Below are 17,445 nucleotides of genomic sequence, written 5' to 3' on the forward strand. Positions count from 1 at the left end.
TCAATCATTGGGCAATCGCAGTCATCCCGGTGCATCAGGTCAGGCGATAAAACCTTGCGGCTGTCCCGCCAAAGATATCTGCCCGCTCCGCGTCGTTTAGATGACTGGTCAATGCCTGCGCCGTTTCATACCAGGTGTTATAGTCCGATGTCAGCCTGCACACCGGCCAATCGCTGCCGAACATGACGCGATCAGCGCCAAAGGCATTGAGCACGTGCATTGCGAAGGGACGCAAGTCCTCGATCGTCCAATCCGCACCCGCCTCGGTCACCAGACCTGAGAATTTGCAGCACCCGGTTGTTTGATCGGCAAGGCGTGACATCCCGTCTGCCCAGTCTGCAAAAGCGTCTTGTCCCGCCCGCTGATCGCGAATTTGCGGTTTCATACAGTGGTCGTAGACAACGCGCATTTCTGGATATTGGGTGGTCAGCGCAAGGAAATTCGGCAAATGCCTGGGAAAGCCCAACGCATCAAATGTCAGATTCAGATCCATCACGGCGCGAAACGCCCACTGGATGTCGTCGCGCAGCATCCAATTCACATCACCAATGTCCTGGATCATCGGTCGCACGCCAAGAAACTTCGGATGGTTGGCCAGCCGAACCAGATGAGCGTGGTGATCCGGGTTTTCGAAATCAACCCACCCGACAACGCCCTTTATGAACGGAGTCGCATCAGCAAGGCCGAGCATGTATTCCGTCTCTTCCAGCGTAGGGGCTGCTTGTACCAGCACCGAAGCTCCGATCGCATGCGCCCTGAGATGGGGTTCCAGATCAGGGGGCGCGTAGGGACGGTTCAGTGTCTGATCGTCCTTTGGCATCCAGTGATAATCTCCGCGCAGGGGCTGCCAGAAGTGCTGATGGGCATCGATCTTCACGTCGGGGCATCCTCCCGCATCAAGCCTTTGGTCTTCAAATCGGCCCAAAGAGCGGCGGGTATCTGGGCCTGAGCGGCTTGCAGATTGTCTGCCGTTTCGCTGGCATGCTGTCCGCCGGGGATGACGGCAACGTGGGCCGGATGAAGCAGCGGAAACTGAAAGGCCGCATCGACCAGTCGCACGCCATGATCTCGGCAAACGTCTTCGATCGCGGAAACGCGATCCAGTATCTCTTTTGGTGCCACCTCGTAATTGTAATAGGCGCCCGGTTTGGCGCCGGTTGCCAATATACCAGAATTATATGGCCCACCCGTTACGATCCCGATGCCGCGCGCCTCACAAAGTGGCAGGAAACTGTCCAGCGCAGCCTGCTCCAGCAGCGTATAGCGACCAGCCAGCAGGAACAGGTCGAAATCCCCGCGCTCTGCCAGCGTCTGGCAAACTTCCCATTCATTGACGCCGCCGCCGATTGCCTTGATCAGGCCCTGATCCCTGAGCGAGATCATGGCGTCATATCCGCGCGCGCCAAAGAACTCCTCAATGCGGGTATCGGACGCCTCCTTGGAGCCATGCGAAAAGATACACAGGTCATGCACATAAAGGATGTCGATCTGATCAACGCCAAGCCGCGAGAACGAATGTTCGAACGAGCGCATGACCCCGTCATAGCTATAGTCGAACTGCTCGCGTCGCAGTGGGACGTCGAACCATTTGCCCACGCCCGAGCGATTTTCTGGCGCACAATGCTGGACCAGCCGTCCCACCTTGGATGAGAGCACATAGTCCGACCGGGGCTTGCCCCTCAGAAACGGGTTCAACCGGGTTTCCGCAAGACCCAGACCATAAAGGGGCGCGGTATCGTAGTAACGTACACCACCGTCCCAGGCTGCATCCAGGGTGGCGCGCGCCTCCTCGTCCGAGATCGCCTTGTAGAGATTTCCCAGAGGTGCGGTGCCAAAGCCCAATTCCGTGAACGTCAGACCGCCATTGCCAAGACGATCCCAGTGCCGTGTCTTCAAAGCCATCGAGCTCTCCTTCTCCGATGACGCAACCTAACCCAATTTCTCTTTACGTAAACAGACCCATGGACTTAGTCTTGCGAAGGAGGGCGGCATGACACAGAATTTTGATCGCGTGTTTGGCAACACCAAACCTGTTATTGGTATGGTTCACATCGGTGCCTTACCTGGAACGCCGCTCTTTGAACCATCAATTGATCTGCTTGCGACGGCGCGTGCCGATCTGGTCGCTTTGCAGGGTGCCGGGTTCGACGCGGTGATGTTCGGCAATGAAAATGATCGGCCCTACGAGTTCCAGGTAGACATGGCTTCAACCGCGACGATGGCCGCGATCATCGGTCAGCTCAAGCCTGAGATCCAAGTGCCATTCGGTGTGAATGTTCTTTGGGACCCGATGTCGAGCGTGGCCTTGGGCGTTGCCACAGGGGCTGCGTTCGTGCGCGAGATTTTCACCGGAACCTATGCGTCGGATATGGGGCCATGGACGCCGGATGCCGGTAAGGCCATGCGGTATCGAGACAGGCTGAACCGCCCCGACATGGCGATGCTCTATAATGTTTCGGCCGAATTCGCCCATTCCCTCGATCAGCGGCCCTTGCCGGATCGGGCGCGCAGCGCGGTATTCTCGTCCATCCCGGACGCCGTTCTGGTATCGGGCCAGATCACCGGCGAGGCCGCAGCCATGTCCGATCTTGAGGCGGTCAAGGCAGTTCTGCCGGATGTCGCCGTGATGGCCAATACCGGCGTCAAACACGAAACGGTTGCAGATGTTTTGGCTGTTGCGGATGGCTGTATTGTGGGGTCTTCGCTGAAGGTGGATGGCGATACCTGGAACCCGGTTGATCCTGATCGGGCCCGTGACTTCATGGCGCGCGTGCGAAAGGCCCGCGCATGAAAGACCGGATCAAGCGCGATCTTCTGGACCTGATGATGGTCCCGGGCCTGTCCGGACACGAGGACCGCGTGCGCCGCGCGATACGACAGCGCCTGGATGATATTGGTGTCGCGAGCAGGTCGGATCGACTTGGAAATCTGGTTGCGCATTTTCCGGGCGAGGGCCCCGGCGTGATGCTGTTTACCCACATGGATCAGTTGGGCTTTGTCGTGCGTAGGATCGAGGCGGGCGGGATGATCCGGCTTGAGCGGCTGGGCGGCGTTCCGGAACGCGCCCTGGCGGCGCAAGAAGTTTTGCTCTGTGTCGGAGAAGGCCGCGACGTTGCTGGCATCATCGCTAACAAGAGCCACCACGCGACAGCGCCGGATCAGAAATACAAGGTTCTGCCTTACGCTGATCTTTATGTAGATGCCGGTTTCAACTCGGTCACAGAGGTGGTCGCTGCGGGCATCAATATCGGGACGCCCGTGGTCTATGCGCCGCACTCCAATGCACTGGCCAATGACCGGATCGCGGGCACCAGTGTTGACGACCGTGCCGGTTGCGCCGTCCTGCTGGAAATGGCGCGGCGCCTGGCAGAGCGAAAGAGCGGGCCGCCGGTACATCTGGCCTTTACCGTGCAGGAGGAGTTCAATCTACGCGGCGCGCAACCGCTGGCGCAGCACCTGCAACCCGACATCGCTATCCAGATTGATCTGATGCTTGCAACCGACACGCCCGACATGGCCGCACGGGGGGACATGGCGCTTGGTCAGGGTCCGGGGATGAGCCTCTATTCCTTTCATGGGCGGGGCACGTTGAACGGTGTCATCCCGCATCCGGCCCTGACCGATCTGTTCGATCGGACGGCACAGGCAAACAACATCGCGCTACAACGCAGCGCTCAGACCGGCATTTTGACCGACCTGTCCTATGTGCAATTGGTGGGCGCTGGTGTGGCTGCGATCGATTTGGGCTTTCCGATGCGCTATTCGCATTCCGCTAGAGAGGTTTGTGAACTGAGCGATCTGGTGGCCCTGACCGATCTTCTGGAGGCTGGTCTTGGCCGCATCGGGCCTGACTTCTCACTTGATCGGGATGAGTATACCTGATGGCCTATACGCTTGGCATTGACATAGGCACCTATGAAACAAAGGGTGTTCTTGTCGATGCCGATGGCGTCATCCACACCCAAGCTATGCGCGCGCACAAGATGCTAGTGCCTGAACCGGGCTGGGCGGAACACCGGCCGGAGGAGGACTGGTGGGGTGATTTTGCCAATGTCAGCCAAACCCTCTTGCGCAATAGCGGCATCGATGCGCGCGAAATCAAGGCCGTGGCCTGCAGCGCAATCGGTCCTTGCATGTTGCCGGTCGACGAAGGTGGATCGCCCCTGATGAACGGCGTCCTCTACGGCGTTGACGGGCGTGCCGAAGCCGAAGTGCGTGAGTTGACCGAACGGATCGGGGAGAACACGATCATTGCCCGCTGCGGCAATGCTCTGACCTCGCAATCGGTCGGCCCCAAGATCCTCTGGCTCAGGCGGAAGCGACCGGAGATATTTGCGCAGACCGCACATATTCTGACCTCGACGAGCTTTCTGGTGCAGCGTCTGACGGGCGAGGTGGTGATCGATCACTATACCGCCGCGAATTTCTCGCCGCTTTATGATGTGGTGAAACAGGATTGGGTCGACGATCTTGCCGACGACATCATCGCGCTCGACAAGCTGCCGCGCCTGGCTTGGTCGAACGAGATTGCGGGCCACATCACCAGATCCGCAGCCGAACAGACAGGACTGGCGGAAGGAACGCCGGTAACGACCGGCACGATCGACGCCGCTGCAGAAGCCTTATCCGTAGGCGTCGATCAACCGGGAGACATGATGATGATGTATGGCTCGACCATCTTCATCATTCTGCGCGCCGCCACGCAGGTCTCGGACCCGCGCATCTGGTATGCGCCCTGGCTTTTTGCGGGTGAACATGCCTCGATGGCGGGGCTTGCCACATCGGGCACACTGACGCATTGGTTCCGGGATCAAATCGCGCGCGACTTGCCGGTCGACGAGGCGTTTGCCAACTTGGCGCAGGAAGCTGCTACCTCACCCCCCGGGGCGAAAGGTTTGCTGGTCTTGCCCTATTTCTCGGGCGAGCGGACGCCAATCCATGATGTGCACGCCAAGGGCACGGTGTTCGGGCTGAACCTGACCCATACCCGTGGCGATATCTACCGCGCTCTGATCGAAGGCATCGCGCATGGCACACGGCATGTCACCGATACTTTCGCTGAACTTGGTCAATCCCCCAAACGCCTGCTGGCTGTCGGTGGGGGGACAAAAAACGCGCTATGGCTGCAGGCGACCTCGGACATTACCGGCATCGACCAGGTCGTTTGTGAAAAGTCGACGGGCGCAAGCTATGGCGACGCCTTTCTGGCCGCACTTGCGGTGGGGTTGGTCAAGCGCCCCGACATTGCCGTCTGGAATCCCCCGGTGAAAGTGATCAAGGCACAGCCCATTGCCACCTATGAGAAGGCATATGGCCTATTTCGCAGGCTGTATGAACAGACCAAGGATATCGCAGCAGAACTCGGCGCGCGCTGAAGGCTGGACAAGGAATCTACTTTACGGCACCTGCGGCCATGCCCTTGACGATGTATTTTTCAAGGAAGATCGCCACGATGATCAGTGGCAGGATCGCCGCCGATGACAGGGCGGCCATCGACCACCAGTTGATCCCTTGCGACCCGGTTTGGGACGCGACCATCACGGGCAAGGTTGTCGCATTGGTTGCTGTCAGAAGCGCGGCAAAGAAATACTCGTTCCAGCACAAGACCAGCGACAGGATAAAGGCCGCGACCATGCCGGGCAGCGCGATGGGCAGGACGATCTGCATGAACGCTCCCCAGATCCCCAGCCCGTCGACCAGCGCGGCCTCTTCCAACTCAACCGGAATTCCTTGGAATTGGTCCCGCATGATCCAGATGACGATCGGTAGAACCATCAGAGTGTAGAGCAGGATAAGCCCGATCCTGCTGTCGAGCAGAGCAAGTGATTTGTAGAGCACCAGAAAGGGCAGGGCGAGGACAACCGGCGGCAGGATCATCTGGCTGAGAAAGAAGAACGAGATATCCGAATTTCTCATGAAGCCGAACCGATAGTTGAACCGTGACAGCCCGTAAGCTGCGAGCGAGCCCAGCACCACGGCCAGTGTCGAGGCCGAAATCGCGACGACCGCGCTGTTCCAGAAGCGTTTCAGAAACTCTTCGCGCACGGTGGAAACCTCGCCGATCAACCGCGGTGAGATGCCGATGGATTCCCAGCCCTTCCACCTTGGTGTGAAATCCCACCAGGGGACGATATTGCCCTTCATCACATCAGGCGCCAACTTGAACGACGTTGTGATCGTCCAGTAAATCGGAAACAGGCAGACCACGGTCCACACCAACAAGGCACCATAGATCGCAACACGGCTGGCCCACCATTTGGCATTTGCGCGCCGATCTGCATCGTGATCCTTGAAAATCGCGTCGCTCATGCCGGCCGCTCCATCCATCTGCTGACAAGCTTCAGAAGTGCTGTGACGAAAATCACGATCAACACCAGATAGATTATCGCCAGCAGCGTGCCGTATCCCACGTTTGAGCGGTCGCGGTATTCGCGGAAGATGAAGCTTGTCACGCTGTCCGTGGCGCCGCCCGGGCCACCGGAGGTGACATTGATGATGACGTCGGCCAGCTTCAGTTTGAAGATGACACGTATGACAATTGCTGTCACCGAGACCGGCAACATCAGGGGAAAGATGACCTCCTTGAAGCTCTGCCATCCTGTCGCGCCATCAACCTTCGACGCTTCGATGACCTCTTTGGGCAATGCCTGAAGGCCGGCGAGCAGCATGATCATCATGAAGGGGATAAAGGTCCAGGCATCCATTGCCATGATCATGAAACGGGCAATCTCGGGGTTGCTGAAAAAGCTGGGTTCTCCGCCCAGCTCGCGGATGATCCGCGAGATCGGGCCGAACCGCACCTCCAGCATGGACTTGCCGATCATCCAGGACACGGCCACCGGGCTGAGCATCAGGGGTAGAAGGAATACGACGCGAAAGAACTTTCGCGCCCGGATCTGGGCGTTCAGCAGCAACGCAAGACCAAAGGCGATGACATATTCCACGCTGACCGCCAGCACGTAATAGACCATGTTCTTGAGCGCGTTCCAGTAGAACCCGTCATTCCACATCTGAACCATGTTGTCCCAGCCGTTTGGCTGAGGACCGGCAGGCGAGGCCAGATTCCAATCCGTGAACGAGATATAAAGCGCGAAAAGCAGCGGGAAGACGACAAGGCTGATCACAAACAGCGCAGCCGGCAGGACAAACAATGTGCGTTTGCCCTTCTCGCCGTTGACAACCACTTGAGCCACACACAGCGAAGTGGCCCAGAGCATGTAGGCATAGAGAACCGGACGCCAGGTCTCAAAGCCTGCGGAAACGCGCCCGGCTTCGTGCAAGGCTTGCAAGAGGGCCAGTGCCAGGAACAGTGCGGCGGTGCCCCAGACCAGAAGCTTGCCCAATCGCCTTCGGCTGTCCGAGATGTTTTCTGCCGTAACGGTATGGAGAAGGTCGCCATCTGAAGTCATGCGAAAACTCTAGCGACATGGTCTTGATACGCAACGAAGGATGACAAATGGGGCCCCGGACGAGTGAGTTGATGGAAGAGCAGGCGGCAATTCGTGCGGCCCGCTCCGAGTTTTTTAGTCCAGAACTAGAGGCCCAGTGAGGCCTTGTAGACGGCGATCTGGTTGTCGCGGCCAATCTGATCGGTGATCTTCTCCCACGCAGCGGCAATTGCATCCGCAGTTTCCTGGGCCGAGCCATACTGCCCGGCATATCCTTTGGCCAACTCGTCTTCGGCCACCGAATAATATTGGAAGATCCCGGGGATGCGCGGTTCGATCGCTGCATTCTTGTGATTGTAGCTGTCCGCGTTCGATCCCAGATAGTCCTCGACGTAGTCGCGGTCATAACCCGCCTCTTCCCATTCCTCGAACCGGAAATGGGAGTTGCGGTAAGGCTGGAAACCCGACGGATAGGCCGAGGCCCAGAGCGACAAGTCCTTGCCGCCCAGATGGGCCGCGGCGGACCAGGCGGCTTTCTTCTTCTTCTCGTCGCCTTCAACCGTCGCCATGACGTAGACGCCCCAGCCGATATAGGCCATGTTGGGTGCCTCGTTATAGGTCTCTTCCCACGCGCCCGTCTTGGCGTTGTAGACCTTGTCGGCACCAGGGTTGATGCCAAAGCCGACCACGTCGCCAACCACAGACGTGTCCGAGGTCCGCGCGCTGGACCCCACATCGCCCCACCACATCAGCATCGAGCCGGTTCCGGCCAGGAACTGCTGGAACGCGGTGGTGCCGGGGTCGGCGTTGATCTGGTCGGTCGGATAGGCACCTGCCTCGATCAGGTCCATCACGTCCTGAATGGCCTGCACCCAGGCCGGATTGTTGACCATCGGCGTCATTGTGTCGGGATCGAACAACCATGCAGGGCTGTCGGGGTGCTTTGCATAGGCGGCAGCCCGGTTTTCCAGGAAATAGAAGCCAAACCCGCCCCAGCCCTTAAGTGGGTCGAGATACCCGTGCGCAGGCAGACCGGTCAGTGGATCGGTTTTGCCGATCAACTCCTTGGTGATATCGTTCACATCTTTCCAGGTTTTCGGCACCTCACGTCCGGTGATTGAATCGGGGCCGAAGTAATCCTTGCGATACGCGAATGTGTGGCAGTCGCCGTCAATCGACACGCGATAGGTTTTGCCGTCCCAGGTGCCAACCGGCGCCTTGAGGTAGTCGACATAATCGTCCATGTCGATCTGCTCTTTCACCCAATCGGGCATCTCGGAGGCAAGGCCTTTGCCCAGGACATCGCCCTCGAACGGGGCCCCCATTTCGATGATGTCGAAATCCACGGTCCCGGTTGCGATGGATTGCTGCAGCCGGGCATTGTAGTCGGCCTGCGCAAGATCGATCCAGTTGATCTTGGCTCCGGTATAGGCTTCCCACGGTTTCAGAAATCCGCGGAACAGGAAGTTGTGCAGGTTCTGGTTGTTGAGCCCCATGAAGGTCAGTTCGACACCGTCAAACTCACCCTCGGCGACATTGGATTTCGTCGCGCCCAGACACATCTCACCGACTTTCTGCCAATCGCTATCGGTTGGAGAGCCAGCGCCAACGCCCGGGATTTTCAGAATCTCGGCGCGGATATTGCCGCTGTCATCCGCTATGGCTTGCTTTGGCATCATCGCCACTGCGCCAAGCGCTGCGGAGCCTTTGAGCATCTGGCGCCGGTTCATTTTTTGCGCGGCCTTAATGTAGTTGTAGAGTTCAACTTTCACGACAATCCTCCCAGAAAAACGTGTGGTTATTCTTATCCGCAGGGATGCAGTCGCAGAAAAATATACTAATAAAAGAACAAGCTGCGCTGACAGTAGCCCCCCACATCGCGCCAGTATGATCCAGAATGACGTTGAGTCAACAAAACCCGCCGCCCGGCGTGGACAGCTCAATGTCCTTTGTCTAACCTCCGGTTTCTGAAGGAGATGCAGGCAGGTATGGCAGACGTCAAAATTCTTGAGGTGCGCAAATCCTACGGCGCGGTCGAAGTCATTCACGGGTTGAATGTCGAAATTGCGGATGGGGAATTCGTGGCCCTGGTCGGCCCGTCTGGTTGCGGCAAGTCCACACTCTTGCGCATGATCGCCGGGCTGGAGCCGATCGATAGTGGCACGATTGCAATCGGTGACCGGGTCGTGAACAACCTGCCACCATCTGAGCGCGACATCGCGATGGTGTTTCAGACCTATGCGCTGTACCCGCACAAATCCGTGGCCGAGAATATGGGCTTTGCGCTGAAGGTGGCCAAGGCCGACAGGGCCGAGATCGACCGTCGTGTCAAGGAAGCGGCAGAGATCTTGAGCCTGACCGAGTATCTCGACCGCAAGCCGCGCCATCTGTCCGGCGGCCAAAGGCAACGGGTCGCCATGGGGCGCGCCATCGTGCGCGATCCGCAAGTTTTTCTTTTTGACGAGCCACTGTCAAATCTGGACGCCAAATTGCGCATCCAGATGCGGACCGAAATCAAGGAACTGCACCAGCGCCTGAAAACGACAACTGTCTTTGTCACCCACGATCAGATCGAGGCGATGACACTGGCGGACAGGATTGTCGTGATGCAAAGCGGCGTCATCGAACAGATCGGCACCCCGCTGGACCTGTATGACAATCCGAGCAACGAGTTTGTCGCCACTTTCATAGGTGCGCCATCGATGAACCTGCTGTCCGGAGACTTGTCTGGCGACAAGGTGACCGTCGGCGGGTTTCAGTTCCGCGGGCCGACCGGGGAAGGGCAGGTCAAGCTAGGGGTAAGACCCGAACATCTGATCCTGGCGGATGATGGCTTGCCCATGCAGGTCAAGGTTGTCGAGCCAACCGGCGCGGAAACGATGGTTTTTGCGCGCTTTGAAGACCAGGACATCACCGCCATTTTCCGGGAGCGTCATGAATTCGAACCGGGCCAGACCATTCATCTGAAACCCGATCCGGATCACCTGCATGTGTTTGACGCCGACACCGGTGCGAGATTGTGAAACCCAATTGTTGAGAGGCCAAAATGCTCAAAGGTATTGATCCGATTCTGAATGCCGACGTGCTCTATGCGCTGCGCGCCATGGGGCATGGTGATGACCTGATCATCGCCGATACCAATTTTCCCTCGGACAGTGTCGCGCGCGAGACCACGCTGGGCGAAGTGTTGCGTGTTGATCGCCCCGCCGCAGAGGTCGCAAAAGCGGTCCTTTCCGTCTATCCGCTCGACACCTTCGTTGACGATGCGGCCGCACGGATGGAGGTGGTTGATGAACCCGACACGATCTTGCCAGTGATGGAAGAGATGCAGGCGCAGGTCAGCGCCGTCGGGGGGCCAACAATGATTGGCATCGAGCGCTACGCCTTTTATGAGCGTGCAAAGCAGGCCTATGCCGTCATACAGACCGGTGAACGCAGGTTCTACGGTTGCTTTGCATTCCGCAAAGGCGTCGTTCCACCGGACGCGGAGTGAGGCATGGGCAAGGTTGTCATTCTGGGGGTCTTCGTCGCTGACACTGCCTACCGGGCCGACCGCATGCCGAAGATGGGCGAAACCATCATGGGCAACTCCTTTGCTCTGGGGCCCGGCGGTAAGGGCTCGAACCAGGCAGTTGCCTGCGCACGCATGGGGGCGGACACGCATTTCATCACCAAGTTGGGACAGGACGATTTTGCGAAGCTCGCCCTTGATACATGGGCTGAAGCGGGGGTAACCCCCCATGCAGATCAGGTTGCTGACAGCTACACCGGCGCCGCGCATATCTTCGTAGAAGAAAAAACCGGCGATAATGCCATTATCATCGCACCAGGCGCAGCTGCTCTGATTGATGTAGAAACGGTCGAAGCGCAATCGGACCTGATTGCCAGCGCAGACGTGTTCGTGACCCAGTTGGAACAACCAATGAGTGCTGCAGTCCGGGCGCTGGAGATCGCTCACAATGCCGGTATCACGACAATTCTGAACCCGGCACCTGCCGCGTCGCTGCCCGAGGGTCTACTTGGCCTTTGTGATTTCGTCACTCCGAACGAAACTGAATGTGAGGCTCTGACTGGCCTAGCGGTCGAAACTGAAGCGGATGCCGCCAAAGCATGCGATGCGTTGCGTTCGCTTGGTGTAAAAACACCGATCATCACGCTCGGAGAGCAGGGGGCGTATCTGGATGGTCACGGGCTCATCCCATCAGTGAACGCGGGGCCGGTTGTTGAAACGACCGGCGCGGGCGATGCCTTCAACGGCGGATTTGCTGCGGCACTGTCGGACGGAAATACGCCACAAGAGGCCGCGAGATACGGGTGCGCGACCGCCGGCTTGTCGGTCACCAAAGCTGGAACGGCCCCCTCCATGCCTTCGCGGGAATCCGTCGAAAACCTGATCCGGTCCCTTGGCTGAAACGGGTCTGATGCGCTGAGCCACCTGCGAGCGAAAGCAGCGGCAAACGCAGCCAGAATTGCTTTCGCCGCAAAGGGCCGAACCCGGAACGTGAACGCCCCGCCATTGGCGGGGCGCTGTTTTATCCGGCGGTGGCTTCGGCATCTTCGGGTGGATCGGGGTCTTGACCCTTGGTCCCTTTGATCCATTCGCGCAGGCCCTGCATCACGGCGTAAAGCACCGGCACCAGGATCACGCCCAGCACCGTTGCCGCCAGCATGCCACCAAAGACCGCGATGCCGATTGCCTTCTGGCTGGCCGCGCCTGCGCCATTTGCGGTCAGCAGCGGCACCACACCCAGCAGGAAGGAAAGCGCTGTCATCATCACGGCGCGGAACCGTTGCCGCGCGGCTTCGGCGGCGGCCTCACGGATGCTGAGACCCATAGCGCGCTGCTCCATTGCAAATTCGACGATCAAAATGCCGTTCTTCGAGGCAAGCCCCACCAGCATGATGATTCCGATCTGAGTATAGAGGTTGATATCGCTGCCCACGACGGCAACCGCCGCCACCGCTCCGAACAGCGCCACGATCACAGATAGCAGGATCGAGACCGGCATCGACCAGCTTTCATACTGACCGACAAGGAACAGGTAGGCGAACATGACTGCCAAAATCATGATCACTTGCACCAGCCCGCCAGAGGCGAGCTGCTGCTGAGCGGTGCCTGTCCATTCAAAGGCATAGCCGGGGGGCAGGGCGGTCGTGGAAGTCTCAGTCATCACCTCAATCGCGTCGCCGCTGGACAGGCCCGCTGCGGGCACCGCTGTCACCGTGGCAGACCGGAACAGATTGTGCCGCTTCAGCAGGACCGGGCCCAGCACGTTCTCGATATCGATCAGCGTGCCCAGCGGCACCATCTCGCCCGCATTCGAGCGGACATAGAGGTTACCGATATCCTCGACCTTGTCGCGATACTCGCCCTCGGCCTGGATCATCACGCGATAAACCCGCCCGAACAGGTTGAAGTCATTCACGTAATAGGACCCAAGATAGGCCTGCATGGTCTGGAAGACTTCGGAGATCGGCACTTCCAGCGTCTTGGCCTTTTCGCGGTCCAGATCGACGAAGAGCTGCGGCACGTTGGCGCGGAACGTGGTGTAGGATTGCGCGATGTCCGGACTCTGGTTGGCGGCATAGACAAACGAGCCGACGGCCGAGGCCAGATCCTGCGGCGAGCCGCCACCGGTCTGCTGCACCTCCATTTCGACGCCCGCAGACATACCCAGGCCCTGAATGGGCGGTGGGTTGAACGCCACGATCGAGGCCGCCGATTCTTGGTAGGCCAGCCCCAGCACCTGGTTGAGGATACCATCGGCGCTGAGTTCGTCGGTTTGCCGTTCATCCCAGCCGGTCAGGTTCACGACGATCATCGCACCATTGGGCGACAGCCCGTTCAGCAGCGAGTAGCCATTGACGAGAACCGTGCTGGCAACACCGGGAATGGCCTGCAACTTTTCGTTGAACCGCGCCGTTATCTCTTCGGTCCGGTAGAGCGTCGCGGCATCCGGCAATTGCACATCGACAAAGAGATAGCCGTTGTCTTCGAGCGGGAGGAACCCTTTCGAGGTTTTTGTGAAGATCGTTCCAGCCCCGGCACCGATGGCGATGATAATGACCAACGCGATCAGCGGGATGCGCAGCATCCGGGTGACGATTCCGACATATCCGGTCCGCACGCTGCCGATGACGTTCTCGAACATCCCCAGCAAGCCCTTGGGTGGGCCCGACCGGGGCCGCAGGACCAGCCCGCACAAGGCCGGCGACAGGGTCAGCGCGTTGATCGACGAGATCACGACGGCGGTCGAGATCGTGACCGCAAACTGCGAATAGAGCCGTCCGGTGATGCCGGGCATGAAGGTGACCGGCACGAAGACCGCCAGTAGCACCAGAGTGGTCGCAATCACCGGGCCGGTGATCTGGCCCATTGCCTTGCGGGTGGCCTCGGGCGGGCTCAGCCCTTCGTCGGCGATGATCCGCTCGACGTTTTCCACCACCACGATGGCGTCATCCACCACAATGCCGATGGCCAGCACCAGCGCGAAGAGCGAGATGGTGTTGAGCGACATGCCGAAAACCAACAGAAAGGCGAAGGTGCCGATCAGCGAGACCGGGATCGCCACCGCCGGGATGATCGTCGCGCGCCAGCTGCCGAGGAAGACGAACACGACCGAGATCACCAGAACGAAGGTCAGCATCAGCGTCGTGACCACGTCACTGAGCGATTGTTCAACGAACTTGGTCGAATCGAAGGGCACGACATATTCGACGTCATCGGGGAAGGCGCGTGACAGCCGGTCCATCTCTGCCTCGACCCGCTCGGCGACGCTCAAGGCGTTCGCGCCGGGGGCCTGATAGATGGCCAGAACCGTTGCTGGAACATCGCCATAAAAGCCCGAAGCCGTATAGAACTGAGCACCCAGTTCGACGCGGGCGATGTCGCGCACCCGCACGATGGCACCGGCGTCACCGGTGCGCACGACGATATTGCCGAACTCTTCTGCCGACGTCAGGCGGCCCTTGGTCGTGATCGTGTATTGAAAGGTCTGGCCTTCAGGCGCGGGCGGCGCGCCGATGGACCCCGCCGACACTTCGATATTCTGTTCGCGGATGGCGGCAATGAGATCGCCGGGCGTGATCGACAGGCCTGCCATCTTGTCCGGGTCCATCCACATCCGCATGGCATATTCGAAATTGGTCAGAACATCGGCCTTGCCAACGCCTTGAATCCGCGCCAGCGCGTCCTTGATGTTGATCGAGGCATAGTTCGACAGGAACACGCTGTCATAGGTACCTTCCGGCGAGGTCAGCGTGATCAGCAGCAACATGTTGGTCGAGGCTTTTTGCGTCACAACGCCCGAGGATGTCACCTCGGACGGCAACGAGGCCATGGCCTGCGCCACCCGGTTCTGCACGTTGACCGAGGCGATATCGGGGTCGGTGCCCACCTCAAAGGTCACGTTCAACGAATAATTGCCATTGTCGGCCGAGGTGGACGTCATGTAGATCATGTCATCCACGCCGTTCACCTGCGCCTCGATCGGGGCGGCGACGGTGTTTTCAACGGTTTCCGCGTTTGCGCCAGTGTAATCGGCAGTTACGCTGACCACGGGCGGGGTGATGTCGGGGAACTGGGCGACCGGCAGCACCATATAGCCGATGCCTCCCAGGATCGTCAGCACCAGCGAAATGACTAGCGCCAGCTTCGGCCGGCTGATGAACAGGGCTGAGAACATGCGTTATTCCCCCGGCGCGTCAGAGGCGACGACGGCGTCAACCGCCACGCCGGGTCGGACCCGTTGCAGCCCTTCGACGATCACGCTTTCGCCTTCGACAAGCCCTTCGGTCACGATAATGGCGGTATCGACCACATCCCCGGTCTGGATATAGCGCTGCTCGACCATCTGCTTGTTATTGACCACCAGCACGAACTCGCCGCGCTGGTCACGTTGCAGCGCGGCCTGCGGGATCAGCACCTGCAAGGTCGGCTCCAGCGCCTGGATGCTGACATGCACGAAGGCTCCGTCCACCAGCAAGCGTGAGGTGTTCTCGAACTCGGCCCGGATGGTGATGGCCCCGGTCAGCGGGTCGATCTGATTGTCGACAAAGATGATATGCCCGGTTTCATCCAGCTTGGACCCGTTGGGCAATTCCACAAAAACATCCGGTTTCTGGTCCGAACTGGCCAACGTCGCGGTGGTTTCGCCGGATTGCTGCAGCACGTTGAGCAGCAGTTTCTCGTTGATGGCAAAGCTCACATAGATCGGTGCTTCGCGCACCAGCGAAACGAGGGGCGGCTTTGTGGGACCGACAATATCGCCGACGCTTGTGGTGACCCGGCCCAAACGCCCGGGAAAGGGGGCGGATATCTGGGTATAGCTCAGATCAAGCTCGGCCTGTTGGATCGCGGCTTTGGCGGATTTGATCTGCGCTTGGGCCTCAAGTTCATTTGCGCGCGCTATGTCGCGTTCCGAAACGGGCACCGCGTCACGCCGCAGCAATTCTTCCTTCCGCGCCAATTCCAGCTTGGCCAGTTCCAGATTGGCCTCGGCCTTGTCCAGATCGGCATTGCGCGCCGCGAGCGTCGCCTCATAGAGGTCTGGTTCGATCTCGAAAAGCAGATCTCCCTTTTCGACATTTGCGCCATCTGCGACTTTTTGCGCTTCGAGAAAGCCGCTGACGCGCGCGATGATATCGACCTGATCGATCGCCTCGCCGCGGCCGATGAACACGGCCTCATCGGTGATTTCCTGCGAATAGGCCGCAGCGATGGACACTTTCGGCGGGGCCGGCTCGGCTTCCTGCGCGAGGGCAGGCGCAGTCCAAAGGGCGCCCGCTAGGGCGATCCCGGTCACGAAGGGCCGCAGCGCAAGCGGCGACCGGGCAGGAAAGGACAGGCAGGAGGAAAGCGGCGGCATGCGAAGAGCCTCGTTCAAGTTTTAAAATTAGAGCCAGCGGTGCGATGTCGGATGCGGCATCCCGAGTCACTGGCATTCCACGCAGGATGGCCGCATTCCGGGAATATCTCAAGCGTCAGGTTCTCAGGCTAGATATTGGCGTCATTGCGTTTTTTGACTTTCTTGTCTTGTCGACGCGCGGTTACCCTGAGGTGGTTATGGTTGGGAAGGCAGAGATGGTCGCTTCATCAGACCGGCTTTTCGTATTCGTTCTGGATGCGGGCTTCACGATGCAGGCATTCTCGTCGGCGGTCGAAGTCCTGCGCCTGCTGCATCGGGTCCGGCCTGAGGCAGGGCTGAGATACAAGGCGCTTGCCCTGACCGGTGCTCCGGTCAGGGCCTCGAACGGTTTTGCGTTGATCCCCGATCTCGACCTGTCCGAGGTACCGCCACGTGCGACCCTGATTGTCGTTGCCGGAGCCGAGGCCAGCAAGGTGGCCGCACCTGCATTGGTAGCAAGGCTACGCGACTGGGCCCGGCGCGGGCATCCTATCTGGGGCATCTCCTCGGGCGTGGTGCGGCTGGCGCAGGCAGGATTGCTGACGGGCCGATCCGTCAGCGCCCATTGGGAGGATTTTGCCTATCTGCGGCAGGCATTTCCCGACATCGAGGTGACCACCGCGCTGTTCACCTATGACAGTCAGGTCGCGACCTGCGCGGGGGGCAGTGCGGCCAGCGATCTGATGCTGCATCTGGTGCGCTCTGAGTTTGGGTCGGAGACCGCTGACGAGATTGCCGCGCGGCTGGTCATCGACGCGGTGCGGGACGGGCGCGCGCCGCAACGGCGCAGTTCCGAGATGCAGTTCGAGACCGCCAATCACCTGGTCTTTGCCACGCTGCGTCAAATGCGGGCCAACCTGTTTGCGCCGCTGTCCATTGCCCGGATCGCAGGTGATCTGGGGATCTCCCAACGCCAGTTGGAGCGGCTTTTTGTTCAGGAATTCGACCAGTCACCTGGCCGCGTTTATGCGCAGTTGCGGCTTGAGGATGCGCGGCTGGATGTGCTGTCGGGTCGTCGCGACCTGACCGAGATCGCGCTGGACTACGGTTATAAGCCGGTGACATTCTCTCGTGTATACAAACGGTTGTTCGGCGTTCTTCCATCGGATGATCGAAAGCGGGCAATGTCGTAGTGCCGGGTCTTTGATGTC

General features: G+C 59.4%; 14 protein-coding genes. 7 read left to right on the forward strand and 7 right to left on the reverse strand.

Annotated features, from left to right (window positions below):
* Positions 1-34 precede the first annotated feature (34 nt).
* Together AB1E33_RS11575 and AB1E33_RS11580 are read right to left on the reverse strand one after the other, a co-directional pair.
* A complete protein-coding gene (locus AB1E33_RS11575; RefSeq protein ID WP_372577434.1) occupies positions 35-877 on the reverse strand; it encodes an amidohydrolase family protein in 843 nt (280 codons plus the stop codon).
* A complete protein-coding gene (locus AB1E33_RS11580; RefSeq protein WP_372577435.1) occupies positions 874-1,902 on the reverse strand; it encodes an aldo/keto reductase in 1,029 nt (342 codons plus the stop codon). Before AB1E33_RS11580 ends, AB1E33_RS11575 begins: the two co-directional genes overlap by 4 nt.
* An 88-nt stretch (positions 1,903-1,990) precedes the next feature.
* Here AB1E33_RS11580 and AB1E33_RS11585 point away from each other — a divergent pair, with 88 nt between their 5' ends.
* From AB1E33_RS11585 to AB1E33_RS11595, 3 genes are read left to right on the forward strand one after another with little or no spacing between them, the layout of a single operon-like run.
* Positions 1,991-2,791 carry a BtpA/SgcQ family protein gene (locus tag AB1E33_RS11585; RefSeq protein ID WP_372577436.1) on the forward strand — a complete coding sequence of 267 codons (801 nt, stop codon included), beginning with the start codon at positions 1,991-1,993 and terminating at the stop codon, positions 2,789-2,791.
* Positions 2,788-3,882 (forward strand): M42 family metallopeptidase, encoded by a 1,095-nt coding sequence (locus AB1E33_RS11590; RefSeq protein ID WP_372577437.1) that lies wholly within the window; start codon positions 2,788-2,790, stop codon positions 3,880-3,882. Before AB1E33_RS11585 ends, AB1E33_RS11590 begins: the two co-directional genes overlap by 4 nt.
* Positions 3,882-5,375 (forward strand): FGGY-family carbohydrate kinase, encoded by a 1,494-nt coding sequence (locus tag AB1E33_RS11595; protein WP_372577438.1) that lies wholly within the window; start codon positions 3,882-3,884, stop codon positions 5,373-5,375. Before AB1E33_RS11590 ends, AB1E33_RS11595 begins: the two co-directional genes overlap by 1 nt.
* 16 nt (positions 5,376-5,391) lie before the next feature.
* On the opposite strand, the gene AB1E33_RS11600 is transcribed toward AB1E33_RS11595, so the two are convergent.
* From AB1E33_RS11600 to AB1E33_RS11610, 3 genes are all read right to left on the reverse strand, one after another.
* On the reverse strand, positions 5,392-6,309 hold the full coding sequence (locus tag AB1E33_RS11600) for a carbohydrate ABC transporter permease (protein ID WP_372577439.1): 918 nt from the start codon (positions 6,307-6,309) through the stop codon (positions 5,392-5,394).
* Entirely contained in the window at positions 6,306-7,409 is a 1,104-nt protein-coding gene (locus tag AB1E33_RS11605; RefSeq protein WP_372577440.1) for a carbohydrate ABC transporter permease, read from the reverse strand. Before AB1E33_RS11605 ends, AB1E33_RS11600 begins: the two co-directional genes overlap by 4 nt.
* Before the next feature lie 125 nt (positions 7,410-7,534).
* Positions 7,535-9,160 carry an extracellular solute-binding protein gene (locus AB1E33_RS11610; protein ID WP_372577441.1) on the reverse strand — a complete coding sequence of 542 codons (1,626 nt, stop codon included), beginning with the start codon at positions 9,158-9,160 and terminating at the stop codon, positions 7,535-7,537.
* Between the two features lie 216 nt (positions 9,161-9,376).
* On the opposite strand from AB1E33_RS11610, the gene AB1E33_RS11615 reads away from it, so the two are divergent.
* From AB1E33_RS11615 to AB1E33_RS11625, 3 genes are read left to right on the forward strand one after another with little or no spacing between them, the layout of a single operon-like run.
* Positions 9,377-10,411 carry an ABC transporter ATP-binding protein gene (locus AB1E33_RS11615; RefSeq protein ID WP_372577442.1) on the forward strand — a complete coding sequence of 345 codons (1,035 nt, stop codon included), beginning with the start codon at positions 9,377-9,379 and terminating at the stop codon, positions 10,409-10,411.
* A 23-nt stretch (positions 10,412-10,434) separates the two neighbouring features.
* On the forward strand, positions 10,435-10,881 hold the full coding sequence (locus AB1E33_RS11620; RefSeq protein WP_372577443.1) for an RbsD/FucU family protein: 447 nt from the start codon (positions 10,435-10,437) through the stop codon (positions 10,879-10,881).
* A 3-nt stretch (positions 10,882-10,884) separates the two neighbouring features.
* Entirely contained in the window at positions 10,885-11,799 is a 915-nt protein-coding gene (locus tag AB1E33_RS11625; protein ID WP_372577444.1) for a ribokinase, read from the forward strand.
* Positions 11,800-11,920: 121 nt separating this feature from the next.
* Here the strand turns inward: AB1E33_RS11625 and AB1E33_RS11630 are convergent, their stop codons facing one another.
* Together AB1E33_RS11630 and AB1E33_RS11635 are read right to left on the reverse strand one after the other, a co-directional pair.
* Positions 11,921-15,073, reverse strand: coding sequence for an efflux RND transporter permease subunit (locus AB1E33_RS11630; RefSeq protein WP_372577445.1), 3,153 nt, complete (start codon positions 15,071-15,073; stop codon positions 11,921-11,923).
* Between the two features lie 3 nt (positions 15,074-15,076).
* Positions 15,077-16,255: an efflux RND transporter periplasmic adaptor subunit gene (locus AB1E33_RS11635; protein WP_372577446.1), complete on the reverse strand. Its 1,179-nt coding sequence runs from the start codon at positions 16,253-16,255 to the stop codon at positions 15,077-15,079.
* 215 nt (positions 16,256-16,470) lie between these two features.
* Here AB1E33_RS11635 and AB1E33_RS11640 point away from each other — a divergent pair, with 215 nt between their 5' ends.
* A complete protein-coding gene (locus AB1E33_RS11640) occupies positions 16,471-17,427 on the forward strand; it encodes a GlxA family transcriptional regulator (RefSeq protein ID WP_372577447.1) in 957 nt (318 codons plus the stop codon).
* Positions 17,428-17,445 lie beyond the last annotated feature (18 nt).

This window comes from Ruegeria hyattellae, assembly GCF_041537925.1.
GTDB lineage: Bacteria > Pseudomonadota > Alphaproteobacteria > Rhodobacterales > Rhodobacteraceae > Ruegeria_C.

What these genes read in the sequence shown, in the direction of transcription:
- AB1E33_RS11600 (WP_372577439.1), bottom strand. Translation starts at nt 6,309, where the DNA reads ATGAGCGACGCGATTTTCAAGGATCACGATGCAGATCGGCGCGCAAAT.
- AB1E33_RS11590 (WP_372577437.1), top strand. Translation starts at nt 2,788, where the DNA reads ATGAAAGACCGGATCAAGCGCGATCTTCTGGACCTGATGATGGTCCCG.
- AB1E33_RS11585 (WP_372577436.1), top strand. Translation starts at nt 1,991, where the DNA reads ATGACACAGAATTTTGATCGCGTGTTTGGCAACACCAAACCTGTTATT.
- AB1E33_RS11635 (WP_372577446.1), bottom strand. Translation starts at nt 16,255, where the DNA reads ATGCCGCCGCTTTCCTCCTGCCTGTCCTTTCCTGCCCGGTCGCCGCTT.
- AB1E33_RS11630 (WP_372577445.1), bottom strand. Translation starts at nt 15,073, where the DNA reads ATGTTCTCAGCCCTGTTCATCAGCCGGCCGAAGCTGGCGCTAGTCATT.
- AB1E33_RS11625 (WP_372577444.1), top strand. Translation starts at nt 10,885, where the DNA reads ATGGGCAAGGTTGTCATTCTGGGGGTCTTCGTCGCTGACACTGCCTAC.
- AB1E33_RS11595 (WP_372577438.1), top strand. Translation starts at nt 3,882, where the DNA reads ATGGCCTATACGCTTGGCATTGACATAGGCACCTATGAAACAAAGGGT.
- AB1E33_RS11580 (WP_372577435.1), bottom strand. Translation starts at nt 1,902, where the DNA reads ATGGCTTTGAAGACACGGCACTGGGATCGTCTTGGCAATGGCGGTCTG.
- AB1E33_RS11620 (WP_372577443.1), top strand. Translation starts at nt 10,435, where the DNA reads ATGCTCAAAGGTATTGATCCGATTCTGAATGCCGACGTGCTCTATGCG.
- AB1E33_RS11615 (WP_372577442.1), top strand. Translation starts at nt 9,377, where the DNA reads ATGGCAGACGTCAAAATTCTTGAGGTGCGCAAATCCTACGGCGCGGTC.
- AB1E33_RS11640 (WP_372577447.1), top strand. Translation starts at nt 16,471, where the DNA reads ATGGTCGCTTCATCAGACCGGCTTTTCGTATTCGTTCTGGATGCGGGC.
- AB1E33_RS11605 (WP_372577440.1), bottom strand. Translation starts at nt 7,409, where the DNA reads ATGACTTCAGATGGCGACCTTCTCCATACCGTTACGGCAGAAAACATC.